The following is a 19,176-nucleotide window of genomic DNA, read 5'->3' as shown; positions in this document are numbered from 1 at the left end:
CCGCTGCTATGCCAACAGATCAATCGATAGATTTATCGCCAGATCTATTCTATTGCGACGATATTTGAAAGCATCTTATACGATGGCGCAGGAAGTCTCCCACTCGATTACAGAATCAGCAGCTAGCGATTCAGCTATGTGGATACAGACTTGAGCAGAGGCACCGCTGGCCGAGAGCAGTGAACGATTCAACTCCATGCGGATGGATGAAGCGTCGTCGCAGCGCAGCTCATAGCTTCGATTATCGTGCTGCATGAGCAGCAAGCATTCCTCCTTCGCCATGACTCGCAAGGGATGTCGTCCGTCGTGCACCACCAGAGGGATGACATGCTGGCATGACGTGATTGGCCGCTTCATGATAAGCTGATACCTCCATCGAAGGACGCCGTTCCGCATGGTAATGGTCTTCGAGCAGCGCACCCACTCTCCCTCCGATATCAGCGTCAGACCATCTTCTGCGGGAACGGCTTCAGCATTAGAGAGAGCATTCGGATAATGGACGTTGCCTTCCTGATCAAGCAGCAGGAAGCCTTCCCATACCCCATCCTGAACCGCGCGCTCCGCGGAAGCCGTCGAGCCGGGCAGACGCGGCTCTGCAATAGGCATCTTCTGTCCGGCCAACCGGAAGTGGAAGCCTTGTATGGCCGGCGTGTATCTACGATTATGCATGCGCAGCGTGCAGCCGAAGAAGTCGTCGCCTTGGCGATAGAAGGCATATCCGCTCCCGTAATCAATGTACGCATGCGAAGCCCCTGCGGGATGATGCTGAAGCTTCTCGCTTCCCGCTTCCAATAGCGAATCGCCAAGCCGTATTCTTCGTTCCAGCAGCCGCGCAGCTATCGCAATCCCGCTTAAGCCCAGCAGATTGTACATATTGAGATGCGTATATTGCTCGTAACCGGCTCGCAGCGAATGCGGAAGATGATTGGCCGTGCAACTATAAGTCCCGTCGTCATGACGATAAGACAGCCATGAACGGAACGATTCGGACATGAGCGATTCGTCGTTCCTGTCCTGAATGGTAGCGGCCAGCAAGGCGGTGACCGCTCCCCAGACGAACATCTGGTAGCCGCTTCGTTCCACCATGGCGAATGTTCCGTCGGGGGCGATGGCCTGACGCAGCCATGCTGTCCCTCGGAGCACGATGCGCTCAGCCTCTGCCTTGGAGGCCTTCAACGAAGATGGCCATTGCTCGATGACGGCGAACGCGCTTGTCAGCAGGAACAATGTGAAGGCATGGTAGGCGATCGGCATGCCGTCCAGCGACTCCTCCTCATTCACCTCGTCGTTGATGAACCCGGAATGAAGCTGAGCCCGCTCGATGAATTGCAGTCTGTGCCGCAGTAGCTGTTCGTTGGCGAGGCGCAAGCCGAGCGCATCCGCGAACAGCTCCATGCTCCATTGCAAGGCAGCGCAATTCGTGTTGACGACGGGACAGTCATCCTCATAAGCGGCAAGAGCGCTGCCATAACGCTGAAGCAATCGGGAGCGCTCAGCCTCAGGTGCAAGAAGAAGCGCCAACAAGCTGTAGTGATACAAGAACACGCGGCAGAACGGATTCACATTTTGTTTATCCTCAAGCAGTTCTACGGTCCGGCTCAGCATCCGATCCAGCAACTCGCCGGCCCCGAGGTCTCCCCCGGAGTGGCATACGCTTGCGAGAACGGCGGCTGCGTTGGCGGGAGCGTAGTTCTCGCTATAGGTGGTCTCGTAAGGATCAGGAAGATGTCCGTCCTCCGTCACCCATGACTGAATGACAGGGACATATTGCTGTAGCACTTCCTGCATAGCCGTTAATGTATTGTGATCGGCTTGTTCCTTTCTCATTTCCGAATCACTCCCTCGCCGCTTTAATCCCCTCGTTAATCTCAGTCATCAATTGATCACCGCCGCGTGATTTCCATTCTTCGATCATTTTATCCCATTCTGCAATCGGTCTCTGTCCCGAGATCATTTTCGTCTGCTCCCCGATCAGATAGAGATTCAGCTCGCTGCCCTTCGCCGCATTGGTTTCGGAGTAGACCAGATAGGAAGGATCGTCGTAAGGGGTTTTATTGTATTCTTTTTCCATCTGCTCAATTTTTCCGATAAAATCTTGCATTTCCTGCGAGTTGTACAAGGCTTTCGAGTATTCGTTCGCCTCGTCGTTCGGAGCCCATGGCTTCCAGAATTCGTGACGCTGCATCATATACTGGATCGGCGTCTGTGATTCCTGGCCTGTGATCGGCACCGCCTTATCGTTCACCATCTCATAGCCGACGTCTAGTCCGCCCATCATCCAGTCGTATTGTTCATTGTCGGCATTACGCTCGTCGACCGGAATGAACTGACGGCCGTAATCCAGGATTTCCAATATTCTCTCCACTTTGTCTGGATCGTTTTTCAGCTTCGCGGACAGTGTCGTTAAGCCGAAGAAGCCGCGTCCTTTTGGGTTGCCCTGAGAGCCGTCCGGCGCTATGAAGAACGGAATCGGGTTAACGACCGCTTCCGGGTTGACCTTCAGCAGGCCCAGATAATAATCCTCGATCATGCCGTTTGGAACGCCGATGAAGATGCCCGCTTTGCCGGAGTAGAACTCCTTATTGGCTTGAGCCCAGTTCAGAACGGCGAAGTCCTTCGTCACAGCGTCTTCCTTGTAAGCCGCTGCCAGTGTCTCAATGACTTCCTTGCGGCCGGGACCGATTAAGCCGGGTATGAAGTTGCCCTCTTCATCCTTGTGATACCAGGCCGGCGACCAGTATGCCCCCATCGCATGTGTGGGAGAAATATTCTCTCCCAATGCGAACCCGTACGTATCCGCCTTGCCGTTCTGATCCGGATCGTCCTTCGTAAAGGCGATGGCCACATCAAGCAGCTCCTGATAATTGGTCGGCATGCTCAGCCCCAGATTGTCCAGCCAGTCTTGGCGGATCGTTCCGGAGAATGTATAGGTTGGCGCGTACATCGGAATGCTGTATGTTTTGCCGTTGACCCTGAATTGATCATAGATGCTGTCCGGCACGGTTTTGAACGTCTCGTAGTTGTCCAGATAGTCGTCAAGCGGCAGGAAGGCGCCTTGCTTCGCCCATTTGTAGTAGTTGGCGTCCAGATCCTTGATGGCCACGACGTCAGGCATATCGCCCGAAGCCATAATGACATTCAGCTTTTCCTTGTAGTCCGACTGCAGGACGAATTGCGCTTTGACGTTGGCGTTGAATTTCTCCCGAATGGCTTCCACGCCCTTGCCGTTCGGATCCGGGAAGATCGTATAGGCGAAATTCATAAAGCTGATATCGTGCGTCTTGTCTGTTTTCGGACTATTTGTAGCGCTTCCGGAAGCGGGCTTGGAAGTCGATGTTGTGGATTGGCTCTTGTTGCTAGTCGGTGACGGCTCGTTGCTTCCAGAGCAGGCTGTCAGGCCCGCTGCCATTGTGGATACGATCAAGAGACTGGCGAGTTTTGTACCTTTCATAACTAGACACCTCCATAGATTCATGGTTCAGATCGGAATGAACACCCCATTATAGACAGTTGTACAATTTACCCTTTCACCGAGCCGATCATCACCCCCTTGGCGAAGTGCTTCTGCAGGAACGGATAAACGATTAATATCGGCAGCGTCGCCAGCAGAATGGCGGCCATCTGGATGGTCTCGGCAGGGGGCGGGTCGGTCAGCACCTGCTCCGTAATGAGCGAGCTTGTATCGTTGATGACGACGATCTGCCGCAGCAGCAATTGAATCGGCCATAGATTGGGATTGCTAATGTAGAGGATGCCAGTGAAGTAGGAATTCCAATGCGTAACGGCGTAGAATAGGCCGAATGTAGCCAGAGCCGGCTTGGAGAGCGGCAGGATGATGCTCCAGAATACTCGGAGCTCGCCTGCTCCATCAATTAACGCAGCTTCGTTCAGCTCTTCCGGGATGCTCTTGAAGAATTGGGAGAACACGATCAGATTCCAGGGGCTGATCAGAACCGGAATAATGAGCGCCCATATCGTGTTGAGCAAGCCGGTCTCCTTCACGACCAGATAGGTCGGAATGATGCCTGCGCTGAACAGGAACGTGAACAGCACCATGAACAAGAAGAGCCGTTGTCCATAGAATTTCTTGGACAAGCCGTAGGCCATCGTCGATGTGAACGCCAAATTCAGTAGAGTGCCGACCGTCGTAATGAGTATCGTAACGAACACTGACTTGATAAACTTGTCATTCGCCAGAATATACTCATAAGCACCTGTGACCCAGACTTTCGGCCATAAGATGAAATCACTGCTCAAATACTCCTCCATCGAAGAAAACGATACCGAAAAAATGTACAAAAAAGGGATAATCATTGCGATTGAAATGAATAGCAGAACCGCAATGTTAATCCAATCCGTCACCCGGTCAAGCCATGTCCGATGCAGCATGGCGACTCACCTCCCTTGGTGTGATTAATAAATGCCGTCTTCGCCGAACTTCTTGGCCAGCTTGTTGGCCGTAATGACCAGGATGAGACCGACGACAGACTTGAACAAGCCGACAGCGGTGGCGAAGCTGAAATCAGATTGCAGAATGCCCTTGTAATAGACATAGGTATCCAGTACTTCTCCGACTTCCCTGACATAGGGATTCAACATCAGGAATATTTGCTCGAATCCATTGTCCAGCACTGTGCCGAGCCGCAATATAAGCAGAATGACGACGGTGCTGCGTATAGCGGGAAGCGTGATGTGCCATATGCGTCTCCAGCGGCTGGCGCCGTCTACGGTGGCCGCCTCGTACAGCTCCGTATTCACGCCTGCCAGAGCAGCGAGGAAGACGATCGTTCCCCAGCCGGATTCCTTCCAAATAATCTCCAGCACAATCAGCGGTTTAAACAGGAACGGCTCCTGAAGAAACAGGATGGCCTCCATGCCGAAGACATGCTTCAGCAGGCTGTTGACAACGCCATCGCTCTGCAGAAATATGGTGACGATGCCGATTACGACGACCCAAGACAGAAAGTGAGGCAGGTAAACGAGCGATTGAATGAAGCGCTTGAACCAGTCGTGACGAATTTCGTTCAGCATAAGCGCCAGGATGATCGGCACGGGGAACGCGAAGGCAATTTGCAGAAAGGATAAAGTCAGCGTATTGATCAATACTTGAATGACTTCCGGGCTATCGAAGATGCGCGCGAAGTGGGCGAATCCGACCCAATCGCTGTGCAGGAACCCCTGGAATGGACTGAACTCCTGGAAAGCTATGACCGAGCCTAGCAGAGGGATGTATTTGTATAAGATGAAATACAAGGTGCCGGGAAGGATGAAGGCGTACATCATGCGGCTCTTCCAGAGCTTCCTTCTTACCCCATTCCATTGGAGATTTCGCGGCGTTTTAGATGATAGTGTCGATTCTGTAATCGTTTTCAAATGAGGATTCCCCCTTTCCGTTTTTGACATCCTTTACATAGTTACCAGCATAGAGAACAAATGATTTTCCTGTAAACGTTCCTTTTTTGCTGCCTTCATGGCAAATGATGATACCTCCTGCAAATGATGAAACTTGTCCTATATCAAGGAATGGAAGTGTGCAGAACCGCAGCTTTCGCAGAGCTGAATAGAGGCAAGCCGATCAAGCTTGCTCGGATGCTTGGATGTCCTGTTGCTGCTGCTGTCTGGCTGATTCACGGAATTGTCCTGGGGACATGCCGGCAGCTTGCTTGAAGGCGCGCGAGAAGTTTTGTGGCGTCGTATAGTTCAGCTTTTCGGCAATTTCCTTAATCGTCCAGTCGGAGTGGACGAGCCATTTTTTAGCTCGGGACATGCGAGTGTCGAGTACATAATCGATGAAGTTGACATTCATCACTTCCTTGAACATTCGACTTAATTGGGAGACGGACAGGTTATAGCTGTCGGCTGCCTGCTGCAGAGACAATTCGCCGGCTTCGTCGCTACGGATTGTCTCCGCGATCTGCTTGACGATTCTCGTCTGATCAGGTACGGACATTTGACCGAATTGCTGCTGCAGGGTTGGCAGGAAATCATCAATGAACCAGAGCTTCATTCGCTCCAGAGAATCCGCTTCATGAATGCGAGTATAGACATTGTATTCGAACATCTGAGACATTTCGTAACCGAGCTGTTCGATAAGATGGTCGATCTCACCGATCAAATGGGTGAAGATGCCGGTAACCGACTTGGAGTTGGGAAGCGACTTCGGAAATTCTCGAAGCATGTCCTCGAATTCGGCATGAACGGCGGCTATGTCGCCTTCTGCGAACCGTTCCACGATTGCTTTCTGCCGTTTGATCAATGCGCGCGCTGAGTGCTTGACGATATGGTGCTCTTCAGCCATCAAGTGGCTGATCGTCAAGTTCCGGCCCATAAGCAGCCGGAAGTCGAGCAGCTCAAGCGCCTCCAGATAGCTTTCATGGATGCTGCTTGCACGGGGCCTGACCGGACTGATGCCGACCGATACTGTAAAGCCGAACAGCTCTTGTGTCTTTAGCCGGATCTTGCTGCATAATGCTCCCAGCTCCTCGGCCAGGGAATCACTTGCTTCATCCGCCCCGACGATCAGCGAGACCTGTCCCATTGCGGAGCAGACGGCGGCGGAAGGGTGGTCGGGCATGGCCATCTCTTCCACAAGCTTGGTTAATGCATACATCATAAGCGATCGGTCTCTTCCAATGAAGCGGCTGCGGAATGCCATCATACTGTCAATCTCGAAGACGCATACGGCGAATGAATCTCCATGCAGCGCAAGGGAATACCGCTGTCGCTGTAGAGCGAATTCCTTGTCGTTCACTTCTCCGTGAAGCAGCTTAAGTAGCATTCTGTCACGCAACTGAGGCAGCTGCGCCCGCATCTCGCTGTCCAGCCGCTGATTCGCTTCAGTCACCTGTTCGATGAAAGCGTCTATTCGTTGCAAGCCGTCCTGAGAATGCTTCGTTCGGGAATTCGGAATTTTTATAAGCAGCGCTCGTATAGGATTGTACAGCCGGTTGGAAGCGAACCATGCCATTAATCCCCAGATGAGGATCAGAGAGCCAGCCATGAACCAAGTAACCTTCTTGATCAGGTTGGAATGAGCAGTCCGTTCGCTTGAAGGAGCGATGATGACATATGACCAATCGTTGAATCTGGAGTGATGAGTAGAGACGTGGAAGGATTCGTCCCCATAAGCCACTGCTTCGGTAGACTCTGGAGGGTTTCTTCTCCCCAGCTTAGCGGCGAACGGTGCCGGAAGAAGAGCACCGATCTCTTGCCGACTTTGACTTAAGACGATGCGGTTGGCGCTATCGACGACCAGCAGTTGCCCGCCTTCGCCCAGTTGGACCGTCTGCAGCAGCTCGTAGATGCGGGTGGGGTCGATCTCCATGAACAGAATCCCGTCCACGGTCGAAGAGTTGCCGATGGGACGTGCGAGCAGGATGTCATGCTGATTTGGATAGGTATTGGCGGGGATGATCAGAGAGCTGGTGAAGCTGGGTTCATATCGGCGAAGCGCCTCGTAATAGGGGAACTCCTCTCGTTTCAACAGGCCGTATTTATTGGAATAGACAATGCCGTAGTTGTTGTAGATGATATAGGCTTGGAATGAAATGGGGGAAGCCGTACGGTATTTCCGAATCGTCTGAACCATATTCAGTGTCGTGTCCAGTGTCTCGCGGTCATCCATGGAGATGCCGAGTCGTGCGGAGTCCTCAATGGTCAAATCTCCTGCAATTTGAATGGACAGATAGTCCAGTTGCTTCAACAAGGTGTCAATTTGTTGCTTGATCTGATTAAGCGTCGCCTCATGCTTCGCATTGGCCTCCTTCTGAATAGCGCTGGAAGCGATGTAGGCCGCTCCGCTGCCAAGCAGCAGCAGAGGAATGACACTGAGCAGCAACGAGGTCATCAGCAGCTTGGTATGGAACGTAAGTCGGGATAACGACAACTTCGAACGCATAACAATCATTCTCCTTCGCATGTAATACGTCAAGCGTCTATATTGGTATAAGGCCCCCTTTAAATCGCCAAGAAGCGATAGCTTAAGTAGGTTCGCCTCAAGCAGATCGCTTCTGTGATTAGTATTGGAATTCAATCCCGCGGACCTTCGAGAAGACCATCGTGTCCCGCAGCGTCCCGTCCACTGCCCGTTCCTGCTGGCGGAGCACGCCTTCCAAAGTAAAGTCTGCCCGCTCGGCTACCCGCTTGCTGGCTGTGTTGCGGGAATCGCAGCGGATTTCGAGACGATTGGCTTTCAGTTCTGTGACCGCCCATTCCGTGATTGCTTGAACAGCCTCGTGCATGTGGCCTTGACCGGTGCAGGAGGTGCGCAGCCAATATCCGATCTCGAATGCTCCGGCTGACCAGTTGATGCGGTGCAAGCCGCTGCTGCCCACAAGCTTACCCGACGTCCTGTCGAACAGCAGCAGGCGCAGGTCGGAGCGCTCCATATACCTTATAATCGCTCCCCGCAGCTCTGCTTCGGACTCTTCCGGAGTGGGTGCTGAGTCGGCCCAAGGCATCCATGGACGCAGCTCCTCTATACTTTCTTTGATCGCTTCGTTCACCATTGCGCCATCCCCGCGCCGAGGCGCGCGGATGAGCAGTCTTTCACTCTCGAAGCTTTCCGGCACATCCATCATTAACCTGTCTGTAGACATGCTCCGTTCCCCCCTCTGCCTTTTCAGAAAAAGATTTCTAATCAATATAGCATGCTATATACTGGATGGACAAGTCGTTTTTGGAATAGTCAGACATTTCGAGCGAGCTAAGAGTGCAAGAGGATAGGTGAACAATACTGCTTGTGACATTGCGAGATTACTACTTTGTGGTTATGATAGCTTTAACTAATTATGGGAGTGAGAGAGATGGAGAAAATGGTATGTTTACTGCAGTCAGCGGAACAATTGAAAGCGTTCTATTGGAAGCATATGAGGGAGCAATTGCTCCCGTTCTGGCTGGAGCGAGGCATCGATGAAGAGTTCGGCGGCTACTTCACCTGCTTCGACAATAGCGGCAGCACGCTTGTTAGTACGGACAAGTATACGTGGTCGCAGGGGAGGATGGTATGGCTGCTTGCCAAGCTGTCGGGAATGGACGGCTTCACGCAGGAGGAGCGCGAACAGCTGCTGGCCTTAAGCGGCAACGGCGCGCGCTTCATGATGCGGCATGCCATCATGGCGGATGGCAGCTGCACGTTCGTCACAGACCGGGAAGGGATGGCGAAGCGCTTGTCGCCGGATCACGATTACGCCGCCAGCATCTATGCGGATTGCTTCGTGCTGCTCGGCTTGTCCCGCTATGCGCGTGAGAGCGGCGATGCGGAGTCGCTGCGCGCAGCGAAGAGACTCTATGCATCTATTCGTTCGCGGCTTGCTTCGGGGACATATCGCACGGAGCCGTATCCTATTCCGTCAGGGTATCGCACGCATGGCATCCCGATGATTATGCTGAACGTGTCGCATGAGCTGGCGGAGGCGCTTCAAGCTGCAGAAGAGGAAGGAATCGCTGAAGGCGGTGGCCAAATGGAGTATGCTAACGGGGCCAGGGGGAATGACGGCGACATTGATGGGGAAGCTGTCAGTGTGGGAGAAGCCGGCAGCGGGGACAGGGTTGCTGCTCATGCCATTCATGCTGCCGAAGTGTGGGATGCTGCGCGCGCTTATATGATGGAGATTATGGATGACTTCGTAGCGGAAGATGATACGTTGCTGGAGATGATCCCTCTTGGGGGAACGGCAGGAGATGCGGCTGGCGGTGGGGCGCGTGGCGAGGAGACGTTGCTTGACCGCTACGTGAATCCCGGTCATACGATCGAGGATATGTGGTTCGTCATGGAGCTGGCCCGCCAATTGGAAGACGATGCGACTATCCGGAAGGCGGTACGCGTATTGAAGCGTGCGCTGCAGCTGGGCTGGGATAAGGAGTACGGCGGTATATTGCTGTTCGTGGATCGTGATGGGGGACAGCCGAAGGGCAGCATGAACGGCATCTCCGACGACGCCATGGCGAAGAAGGTGTCGAACGATTGGGGAAGCAAGCTGTGGTGGCCTCATTCGGAGGCGCTGTATTCGACGGTGTTGGCCTATAAGCTGACTGGCGATGAGGAGCTGCTGGCCTGGCATGATCGCGTGCATGCGTATACCTTCCGCATCTTCCCTAATCCCGACAGCAGCGTCGGCGAGTGGATACAGATCCGGGACCGGGAGGGTAATCCGGAGTCGAAGACAGTGGCGTTGCCCGTGAAGGACCCGTTCCATATTATTCGGAACTTGATTCAGCTGGTAGAGGAACTATAGAGATGAGGCTCGCCTTGTGGCGGGCCTCTTGTTTTTGTTCCTTTCATAAGTCAAGTAGACAAAAAAATGTCCACTTATTCCGTGTCGAAATTTGCAATACAATTGATAAATGAATCATTTTGGTAAACGGATTGTTACGTTATCAGAAATGGCTCTAACTAAATAAGATGAAGAAGGCGGGGAGAGCCGGGTGACAGGTATAAGAAATGAAGAGAAAAAGGGTTTGAACAGCCTTTTTTGGCTTGCATTAGGCTGCTTGATCATTACTGTTGGTATTTTGGCGTGGAACATAGAAGTACAAAGGGCTAGCGCGGCAGTAGCCGGCGACTTTGAGTACGAGATCAGAGGGGACGGGCAAAGTATTGTCATTACCGGGTATAACGGACCGGCAGGGGATATCGATATCCCTGAAACGCTCGAAGGATTACCGGTTACACATATAGGGGATAATGCGTTTAAGGAAAAGCATATAACTGCTATCCAGTTTCCAGCAACACTAACTACAGTAGGAAAATATGCATTTTCTTATAACTACGGTGATATTCAAAATTTGGTCATCCCCAATACAATATTACATATTGAAGAGGGAGCTTTTTCTGGAGCGAGAATCGTGAACCTACTATTAAACGACTCTACAGAATTGTCAAATGGCTCATTCAGCTATAACTTGTTGACGAATTTGACTATTCCGGAAGGGATCACATCTATCCCAGCGTGGGCTTTCGGTTCAAACTGTATACGAAATCTCAGCTTGCCAGATAGTTTGACAACAATAGAATACAGCGCATTTAGAAGTAATTGTTTAACTAGTGTTACTTTACCACACCAATTAAACTATTTGGGAGATCATTCGTTCGCAAATAACACACTGACTTCCATTGTTCTACCAGAATCATTAACGTATTTTGGGAAAAGAGCGTTCTCTACTAACCACATAACACAGATTACATTTCCTTCAACAATCGAAGCAATTCCAGAAGGTGCGTTTGAGATTAATCGGTTGGCTCAATTAACACTTCCAGAATCCGTGAGAACAATTGGTAATAGCGCATTTGGATATAATAAATTCACGGAGCTTGTTATTCCAAGACATATCGCGTCAATAGGGGCATATGCATTCACTAGTAATTTATTAAACAAAGTAACGGTATTAAATGCCGATACGCAAATTCATATTCTCGCGTTCGATACAAACTCATCTTTAACGGAAATTTACGGTTGGAAACGTTCTACAGCACACAACTATGCCAATGAAAAAACAATCCCGTTTGTTAGTTTGGTCGAATTTAGGCCTGACGGAGATGCAGGCGAGGAACAAAATCTGGATGGAGTAACGGTACAGGTACATCTTCCTGCACCTTTAGATTTTCATTACAACTGGACCCAAACAACCGCAGTTCCTGATCCTAACGATCCTCAGTGGACAATTTTCCAGAGTGGTGAAAAAATTAATCTGCCGAATACGAATGGCCATTGGTATTTGCATGTAAAAGCAAGGGAAACATCCGGTTTCGAATATAAGACGGTTTCGGATGTTTTCATCATAGAGGTTTATGACGAGGAGCCGCCAGCGATCACTTTAATAGCAAGCTCGCAGATGCCTACGAACGGCGATGTGATCGTTGAAGCGGTAATCACAGACGATAAGAGCGGTGTCGTCGAGATGAAGTGGGCGCAGGGCCAGCGCGACGCTGCATACTTTACGGGAACCGGGGGTGCGGGAACAGCTGAAGGAGAAGTGATCCCAGGCAGCCCGGGGAGCATCACGGTGACGGAGAACGGCTGGATTAGCGTATATGCGCGAGACCTGGCGGGGAACGCGACGGTGGAGCAACTGCAGATCAGCAACATCGACCGCGAAGCTCCGGTGATAACGCTGCAAGGTGAAGCGGTTGTGAAGGTGACGATAGGCACGGCGTACACCGAGCCAGGCTATGCCGCTCAGGACAACATAGACGGCGATGTAACGGTTGACGTCGTGGTAACTGGCACAGTCGACAGTAGTCGGTTAGGCGAGTACATGCTGATCTACGACGTAACGGACAGTGCAGGCAACGCAGCGGTGCAGGTGACGCGTACGGTGAGAGTGGTCGATGAGGTGTCGCCGACGATCACGCTGAGCGCGAGCCCGACCGTGCTGACGAACGGCGATGTGACCGTTGAGGCCGTGATGGCAGACAACGAGAGCGGCATTGTCGAGATGAAGTGGGCGCAAGGCGAGCGCGATGCGGTATACTTTGCCAGCGAGGGCACGGTTATTGCAAGCAGCCCGGGGAGCATCACAGTGACGGAGAACGGCTGGATCAGCGTGTATGCACGAGATCTGGCGGGGAATATGACGGTGGAGAAGTTGCAGATCAGCAACATCGACCGCGAAGCGCCGGTGATCACGCTGCAAGGTGAAGCGGTTGTGAAGTTGATGATTGGCACGGCGTATACTGAGCCAGGCTATGCCGCTCAGGACAACATGGACGGCGATGTAACGGTTGACGTCGTGGTGACTGGCACAGTCGACAGTAGTCGGCTAGGCGAGTACATGCTGATCTACGACGTAACGGACAGTGCAGGCAACGCAGCGGTGCAGGTGACGCGTACGGTGAGAGTGGTCGATGAGGTGTCGCCGACGATTACACTGAGCGCGAGTCCAACAGTGCTGACGAACGGCAATGTGACCGTAGAGGCCGTGATGGCAGACAACGAGAGCGGTGTCGTCGAGATGAAGTGGTCGCAGGGCCAGCGCGACGCTGCATACTTTACGGGAACCGGGGGTGCGGGAACAGCGGAAGGAGAAGTGATCCCAGGCAGCCCGGGGAGCATCACAGTGACGGAGAACGGCTGGATCAGCGTGTATGCGCGAGATCTGACGGGGAACGCGACGGTGGAGCAACTGCAGATCAGCAACATCGACCGCGAAGCGCCGGTGATCACGCTGCAAGGTGAAGCGGTTGTGAAGGTGATGATTGGCACGGCGTACACCGAGCCAGGCTATGCCGCTCAGGACAACATGGACGGCGATGTAACGGCTGACGTGGTGGTGACTGGCACCGTCGACAGCAGTCAGTTAGGCGAGTACATGCTGATCTACGAAGTAACGGACAGTGCAGGCAACGCAGCGGTGCAGGTGACGCGTACGGTGAGAGTGGTCGATGAGGTGTCGCCGACGATCACGCTGAGCGCGAGCCCGACCGTGCTGACGAACGGCGATGTGACCGTTGAGGCCGTGATGGCAGACAACGAGAGCGGCATTGTCGAGATGAAGTGGGCGCAAGGCGAGCGCGATACGGTATACTTTGCCAGCGAGGGCACGGTTATTGCAAGCAGCCCGGGGAGTATCACGGTGACGGAGAACGGCTGGATCAGCGTGTATGCGCGAGACCTGGCGGGGAATATGACGGTGGAGCAACTGCAGATCAGCAACATCGACCGCGAAGCGCCGGTGATCACGCTGCAAGGTGAAGCGGTTGTGAAGGTGACGATAGGCAAGTCGTATACAGAGCCTGGCTTCACTGCCCGGGACGACCGGGATGGAGACATTAGCGGCAACGTCGTCATCACCGGTACAGTCGACAGCAGTCGGTTAGGCGAGTACATGCTGATCTACAACGTAACGGATCGTGCAGGCAACGCAGCGGTGCAGGTGACGCGTACGGTGAGAGTGGTCGATGAGGTGTCGCCTACGATTACGCTGAGCGCGAGCCCAACCGTGCTGACGAACGACGATGTGACCGTTGAGGCGGTAATCACGGACCATGAGAGCGGCGTTGTCGAGATGAAGTGGGCGCAGGGCCTGCGCGACGTTGCATACTTTACGGGAGCCGGGGGTGCGGGAACAGCGGAAGGAGAAGTGATCCCAGGCAGCCCGGGGAGTATCACGGTGACGGAGAACGGCTGGATCAGCGTGTATGCGCGAGATCTGGCGGGGAACGCGACGGTGGAGCAACTGCAGATCAGCAACATCGACCGCGAAGCGCCGGTGATCACGCTGCAAGGTGAAGCGGTTGTGAAGGTGACGATAGGCAAGTCGTATACAGAGCCTGGCTTCACTGCCCAGGACGACCGGGATGGAGACATTAGCGGCAACGTCGTCATCACCGGTACAGTCGACAGTAGTCGGTTAGGCGAGTACATGCTGATCTACGACGTAACGGACAGTGCAGGGAACGCTGCGGTGCAGGTGACAAGGACAATAAGGGTAGTCGCTGGCCCGCCAATATATATTGAAGATGGTGGCAACATGGGCAGCCCCGATTCAGAAGAGCCTGGAGCTTCGGAGTCAACACCTTTAGAACCGGCAACCCCAGGGCAGCAGCCTGGAACCGATGAGGAGAACGAGGGGCAAGGATTAGAAGCTGAAGGGAATTATCCCGATGTGGAATTCATGGATACTCATGACCACTGGGCCCATGCATCTATTGCGCAGGCAGTGAAAGAAGGAATCGTGAGCGGGTATCCAGATGGCACTTTCAAGCCGAACACTCCGATCACCCGTGCCGAATTTACGATTATGCTGATCCGTGCCTTGAAGCTCGAAGGTGAAGGCTCGGCGGGACGCTTCACCGATGAGTCCTCTATTGGGCAGTGGGCTCAAAGCGCAATAGCCATAGCAGTAGAACGAGACATCATCAGCGGATTACCGGATGGCAGCTTCCGTCCGAATGAACCTATTTCAAGGGTGCAGATGGCAGTGATGCTTGCCAAGGTATTAGGAACTGCAGGGAATAGTCACGCTGTATCTATTGTATTTGCTGATGGCGAGGCCATTCCCGCCTGGGCCGCAGACGCTGTACGAACAGTTGCTGACCATGAAGTCATGAACGGTCGTTCGGATAACGAATTTGCTCCAAATGAACACGCAACACGGGCAGAAGCCATTACAGTGATCCTGAGAATGCTGCACGCTTTACAGCTTATAGAGACCTAATAAAAATATCCATAGTAAATTAGAACATGTATACTATACTTAATGAAATCTCGGATTAAGGTGGTAGACATGTTCTTTCTCCCTCTATTTTCGTTATTATTTATTAGTTTATTGATATTTGCCTTCTATATGGGATGGAAACACAAAGGGAATCGTCTAATCTTTTGGGCGGCTATTATGGCTCTATGCGGGAGTTTATTCGGGCTACAGATCGTGCTTGAGAAGAGCTGGGTTCCTTACACGTTAGAGAGGGCAATGGCTGCGGAGATCACCCAGATTTCCATCGTAATAACGGCGATTTTGAACGTGACTATCCACTCGGTTCCTTATTATGCAGTGCTTATTTTTTTTCTAATCTATAATGGCTATCTCCACTCCAACAGATGGATTCCACTCGTACTGAGCCTGCCGGTTATCGTCGCTTTTTTTCAAGCAGATCTGTCTCAGAACTGGGTAGATAAGCAGTTTATTATCTATTGGGGATTTCTCTATTTAATGACTGCGCTATGGCTGGCTGTTCGTTGCATCTGGTTGGAGAGGGATGGGAGGCAGAGGCTGCATCACGCAGCTATCGCTCTTATTTTTATTATTCCAGTAGCGGCCCTGAATGTTTATCAGATCGCATCTTTTCCCTTAAGTGATCAGTTGATTACGCTCATTCCTTATCTATGCGTGGTCGGCTTGGCTTTTAGCTCTATTTTATACTTGCGGGACGCTTTTTTGGGGGTACAACGGAAGTCGGTGCAGACGGTTCATGCCGGAACTGCATTAATTCATCATTCTCTTAAGAACTCCATTAGCAAAATCAAATTGAATGCCTTAAATATTCGCAGAAGCATACATAAGGGCAAATATGAGGAGATCGAAACGTACGTTAGTAATCTGCTAAAAACCCACGAGGCGATGAATGAAACGTTATCCGTCATTGCACACGCGGTTAGTAATAAAATGGAACCTCAGATGGAAGTGGCGGACATTTCCGATCTTCTGGATGAAGTGCTGGAAGCTGTGGAAGCTTATCCTCACATAAAAGTTGAAAAGCAATATGAGTCTCTATCGTGGTGGCTTGATCCGATTATGATGAAAGAATGTTGGCATAATATTTGCATTAATGCTGTCGATGCGATGGGGGAGAGAGGTGTTTTCCGGGTTGCTGTGGTCCATCGGAAATCAACGGTTCAAATTTCCTTTAGAGACACGGGTCCAGGAATGAGCAGCTTGGAAGTGCAGAATATATTTGAGCCATTTTACTCTACGAAGCATAGGACAGGAAGGAACTTCGGGATGGGGATGTATCAGGTGAAAAAGGTCGTAGCGGCGCATAAAGGCATGATAGAGGTGAAAAGCAAGCCAGGTCAAGGAACGACTGTAACGATGATATTACGCAAAGGAAGGAAAACTCCATGAATAAAATCAGAGTGCTCTATGTGGAGGATGATGAGGAATGGAGAAGTGGGCTTGCTGATTTTTTCTCGGAGCATCAAGAGATAGATTTGTTTGCCAAGGTGGCGACGATTCAGGAATGTTTTTCTATTCTGAGCCGGGAGTCGACCGATATTGTTATTCTGGACATTCTGTTGAACGATCCTAAGCTCACCGGTCTAGATGCAGCCCTGGATATTACGGTTCAATATCCTGAAGTGAAGATTATTATGTTCAGTTCTCTGCAAGATGACGATGAGATTTTTAACGAGGCTTTTTTGAATGGGGCTTACGATTATCTCTATAAAGATGATTTTGAGAAGCTGCTTGAAACCATACAGGATGCTGTCAATAACAAAACATCCAAATATGGAACACGACTAAAAAAACTGGTGTACGAAAAGAAAAGCAATTTGCTCAGCGCCCATGATCGCATTTTGCTGCTGCTGATTGCCGAAGGCCAGACTCAGACTCAAATTGCAAACGAATTAAATGTGAGTTTGGCGGCTGTGAAAAAACAAATAGGTCGTGTAATGAAAAAGTTCAACTGGAAAGGCACAAGTCTCGAACTTGCTGACAAATGTCGTAAATGGGGGCTGCTTGAGTCGGACTGACTTTTCGTTAATCCCGCTCTTACAGCACCGCATTGTCCGAGTAGACTGTGGTGGAGCGCCGGGATGATGCGAATTAGTCACTCTTGAATAGAAAGATCGGGAAGGATGGAGACAATGGCAGAGACGTTTGCAGGCAGGTATACGGAGCACTTTTTGCGTCAGTTCGCGCTTAGAGTGAAAGGAAGTTATGCTGCGTTCGATGAGGAGCGGTTCATGCGTCTCGTACAGGATGAAAACTGGGAGCAGAAACAGTTGAAGCAGCGTATTCGGCACATTAGCGTAGCGCTCCGGGCGATCTTGCCCAAGGCTTATCGGGAAGCCGTGGATGTGTTGGATGACATCGCCCCTCAGTGCACGGGAATAGAGTATCTCTTTTTTCCGGACTTCGTGGAAGTGTTCGGATTGGATGACTGGGAGGCATCCATCACGGCGTTGGAGCGATTCACGCCTTATTCCACCTCAGAGTTCGCCGTCAGATCGTTCATCCTCTCTGATCCCGATAGAATGATGAGCCAGATGCTGGAATGGACAAGCCACCCCGATCATCATGTGAGGCGGCTGGCGAGCGAGGGTTGCCGACCGAGATTGCCTTGGGGGATAGCGCTTCATCCGTTCAAGGCTGATCCTTCTCCGATTCTGCCGATCCTGGAGCGTCTGAAGACAGACGACTCGGAATATGTGAGGAAGAGCGTAGCGAATAACTTGAACGATATCTCCAAGGATCATCCCGAAGTCGTGAAGGGTATCGCACGAAGCTGGCATGGCAAGCATGCCGGGACGGACTGGATTGTGAAGCACGGCTGTCGCGGGCTGCTGCGGAAGGCAGATCCCGATGTTCTGTCCCTGTTCGGCTTTCCGGACAAGCCGGATGTGACAGTGACAGAGCTGGCGCTCGGTGAACCGTCTGTTGAGATCGGGGAGACGCTGAACTTCACGTTCACGATCCGATCCACGAATATCTCTGGGCCTCAACGGCTGAGGATCGAATATGGCATAGACTTCGTGAAGGCGAACGGCAAGACGTCGCGGAAGCTGTTCAAAGTGGCGGAGCGGGATATCGGTAGTGCAGAGCTGCAATACGCCAGAGCGCACAGCTTCAAAGACTTGACGACCCGCAAGCATTATCCCGGCAAGCACCGGCTAACAATCGTAATTAACGGTGTGGAGCTGAGGGGAGTGGACTTTTGTGTGAATGGTCGTTAACCTTATGCCGCAAGATGGAAATTAACATTTGTGGAGAACGGCAAGCTTGGAGATAAGCCGGTCATGGGTTGGCGCTGCGTTGCCTGCAGTGGCCTCTGTTACGTCGAACTGGGTGTGTTAAATGGAATTTGTGTAGTTGTTTCAGTTTAATTCGTCGTTCTCGCATGTTGGTAATGGAAAAAGTACATTTAAATTGAAGTGAATAGCACAATATCTCATTAAACGATCAAATTAGTATCAAGAATTCCAGTTGATTGCGCAGGTTCGGTGCATATTGGAAGGCTAATGTCATGGAATCCAGTTAGTTGAGTTGGAGTAACAGCTAGCGTGATATAGTTGGTAAAGTTGGAGTAACAGCTAGCGTGATATAGTCGGTATCAGTAGCGTTGCATTAAACTTGACATGGATTGTGCCTCTAATAAGTCGTTCTAAATTGTGCTAAATATGTTAAATATATGTGATGCATGACAGAAAAAAAGCTCCTAAAATTAGAGGTGCAGGTAGCCCTGTCCAAATCTCTAACTTAGGAGACAATCGCATGGACAAGGATACACTAATCTCGTCATTTGGTAAATGGGTTGCACCCATAAATTCAGAAATTATTCAAGATTGGCAGCATTTCGGCACGCTCGATCGCTATACGAAAAAATTAAGCACGATGGTATTTCTTCTCCTATTCGTGGAAGCCCAGCTTCAGAAACGCAAGGGATTACGATCCATTATGAGAGAGATTCAGGCCAACGAGGAGTTTCAGCAAGCAATTGGCATCGATTCAATCAGC

The 19,176-nt window shown here is 51.4% G+C and carries 12 protein-coding genes and 1 pseudogene; 7 read left to right on the top strand and 6 right to left on the bottom strand.

Going from position 1 to position 19,176, the window contains the following annotated elements:
* Window positions 1-75 precede the first annotated feature (75 nt).
* From ACFQ2I_RS06875 to ACFQ2I_RS06850, 6 genes are all read right to left on the bottom strand, one after another.
* A complete protein-coding gene (locus ACFQ2I_RS06875) occupies window positions 76-1,827 on the bottom strand; it encodes a hypothetical protein (protein ID WP_377563020.1) in 1,752 nt (583 codons plus the stop codon).
* A 7-nt stretch (window positions 1,828-1,834) separates the two neighbouring features.
* Window positions 1,835-3,451 (bottom strand): extracellular solute-binding protein, encoded by a 1,617-nt coding sequence (locus ACFQ2I_RS06870; protein ID WP_377563018.1) that lies wholly within the window; start codon window positions 3,449-3,451, stop codon window positions 1,835-1,837.
* A gap of 68 nt (window positions 3,452-3,519) precedes the next feature.
* Entirely contained in the window at window positions 3,520-4,389 is an 870-nt protein-coding gene (locus ACFQ2I_RS06865; RefSeq protein ID WP_377563016.1) for a carbohydrate ABC transporter permease, read from the bottom strand.
* Window positions 4,390-4,413: 24 nt separating this feature from the next.
* Complete coding sequence (locus tag ACFQ2I_RS06860; RefSeq protein WP_377563157.1) at window positions 4,414-5,283, bottom strand: ABC transporter permease; 870 nt, start codon at window positions 5,281-5,283, stop codon at window positions 4,414-4,416.
* Between the two features lie 292 nt (window positions 5,284-5,575).
* Complete coding sequence (locus tag ACFQ2I_RS06855) at window positions 5,576-7,897, bottom strand: helix-turn-helix domain-containing protein (protein WP_377563014.1); 2,322 nt, start codon at window positions 7,895-7,897, stop codon at window positions 5,576-5,578.
* A 118-nt stretch (window positions 7,898-8,015) separates the two neighbouring features.
* Window positions 8,016-8,597 (bottom strand): GNAT family N-acetyltransferase, encoded by a 582-nt coding sequence (locus tag ACFQ2I_RS06850; RefSeq protein ID WP_377563012.1) that lies wholly within the window; start codon window positions 8,595-8,597, stop codon window positions 8,016-8,018.
* Between the two features lie 207 nt (window positions 8,598-8,804).
* Here ACFQ2I_RS06850 and ACFQ2I_RS06845 point away from each other — a divergent pair, with 207 nt between their 5' ends.
* From ACFQ2I_RS06845 to ACFQ2I_RS06815, 7 genes and pseudogenes are all read left to right on the top strand, one after another.
* Window positions 8,805-10,235: an AGE family epimerase/isomerase gene (locus ACFQ2I_RS06845; protein ID WP_377563009.1), complete on the top strand. Its 1,431-nt coding sequence runs from the start codon at window positions 8,805-8,807 to the stop codon at window positions 10,233-10,235.
* A 190-nt stretch (window positions 10,236-10,425) separates the two neighbouring features.
* Window positions 10,426-11,439: pseudogene (locus tag ACFQ2I_RS06840) on the top strand (leucine-rich repeat domain-containing protein); the annotation flags it as partial.
* 393 nt (window positions 11,440-11,832) lie between these two features.
* The gene (locus ACFQ2I_RS06835) at window positions 11,833-15,156 is read left to right on the top strand and encodes an immunoglobulin-like domain-containing protein (protein WP_377563155.1); all 3,324 of its coding nucleotides are present in this window, start codon (window positions 11,833-11,835) and stop codon (window positions 15,154-15,156) included.
* Between the two features lie 177 nt (window positions 15,157-15,333).
* On the top strand, window positions 15,334-16,563 hold the full coding sequence (locus ACFQ2I_RS06830) for a sensor histidine kinase (RefSeq protein WP_377563007.1): 1,230 nt from the start codon (window positions 15,334-15,336) through the stop codon (window positions 16,561-16,563).
* A complete protein-coding gene (locus ACFQ2I_RS06825) occupies window positions 16,560-17,192 on the top strand; it encodes a response regulator transcription factor (RefSeq protein WP_377563005.1) in 633 nt (210 codons plus the stop codon). Before ACFQ2I_RS06830 ends, ACFQ2I_RS06825 begins: the two co-directional genes overlap by 4 nt.
* Window positions 17,193-17,306: 114 nt before the next feature.
* Complete coding sequence (locus ACFQ2I_RS06820) at window positions 17,307-18,395, top strand: DNA alkylation repair protein (RefSeq protein WP_377563003.1); 1,089 nt, start codon at window positions 17,307-17,309, stop codon at window positions 18,393-18,395.
* 538 nt (window positions 18,396-18,933) lie between these two features.
* On the top strand, window positions 18,934-19,176 hold a 243-nt coding region (locus ACFQ2I_RS06815; RefSeq protein WP_377563001.1), incomplete at its 3' end, for a DUF4372 domain-containing protein.

Origin of the sequence: Paenibacillus chungangensis (assembly GCF_042675905.1) — a bacterium.
In the GTDB taxonomy this organism is placed as follows: domain Bacteria; phylum Bacillota; class Bacilli; order Paenibacillales; family Paenibacillaceae; genus Pristimantibacillus; species Pristimantibacillus chungangensis.
The sequence above is the reverse complement of the archived record's forward strand: the minus strand, read 5'-3'. Positions and strand labels throughout refer to the sequence as shown.

Bases quoted from the DNA above. Each gene is read 5' to 3' on its own strand.
- ACFQ2I_RS06855 (WP_377563014.1), bottom strand. From the start codon at position 7,897: ATGCGTTCGAAGTTGTCGTTATCCCGACTTACGTTCCATACCAAGCTG.
- ACFQ2I_RS06820 (WP_377563003.1), top strand. From the start codon at position 17,307: ATGGCAGAGACGTTTGCAGGCAGGTATACGGAGCACTTTTTGCGTCAG.
- ACFQ2I_RS06830 (WP_377563007.1), top strand. From the start codon at position 15,334: ATGGCTCTATGCGGGAGTTTATTCGGGCTACAGATCGTGCTTGAGAAG.
- ACFQ2I_RS06845 (WP_377563009.1), top strand. From the start codon at position 8,805: ATGGAGAAAATGGTATGTTTACTGCAGTCAGCGGAACAATTGAAAGCG.
- ACFQ2I_RS06850 (WP_377563012.1), bottom strand. From the start codon at position 8,597: ATGTCTACAGACAGGTTAATGATGGATGTGCCGGAAAGCTTCGAGAGT.
- ACFQ2I_RS06860 (WP_377563157.1), bottom strand. From the start codon at position 5,283: ATGATGTACGCCTTCATCCTTCCCGGCACCTTGTATTTCATCTTATAC.
- ACFQ2I_RS06875 (WP_377563020.1), bottom strand. From the start codon at position 1,827: ATGAGAAAGGAACAAGCCGATCACAATACATTAACGGCTATGCAGGAA.
- ACFQ2I_RS06870 (WP_377563018.1), bottom strand. From the start codon at position 3,451: ATGAAAGGTACAAAACTCGCCAGTCTCTTGATCGTATCCACAATGGCA.
- ACFQ2I_RS06835 (WP_377563155.1), top strand. From the start codon at position 11,833: ATGCCTACGAACGGCGATGTGATCGTTGAAGCGGTAATCACAGACGAT.
- ACFQ2I_RS06865 (WP_377563016.1), bottom strand. From the start codon at position 4,389: ATGCTGCATCGGACATGGCTTGACCGGGTGACGGATTGGATTAACATT.
- ACFQ2I_RS06825 (WP_377563005.1), top strand. From the start codon at position 16,560: ATGAATAAAATCAGAGTGCTCTATGTGGAGGATGATGAGGAATGGAGA.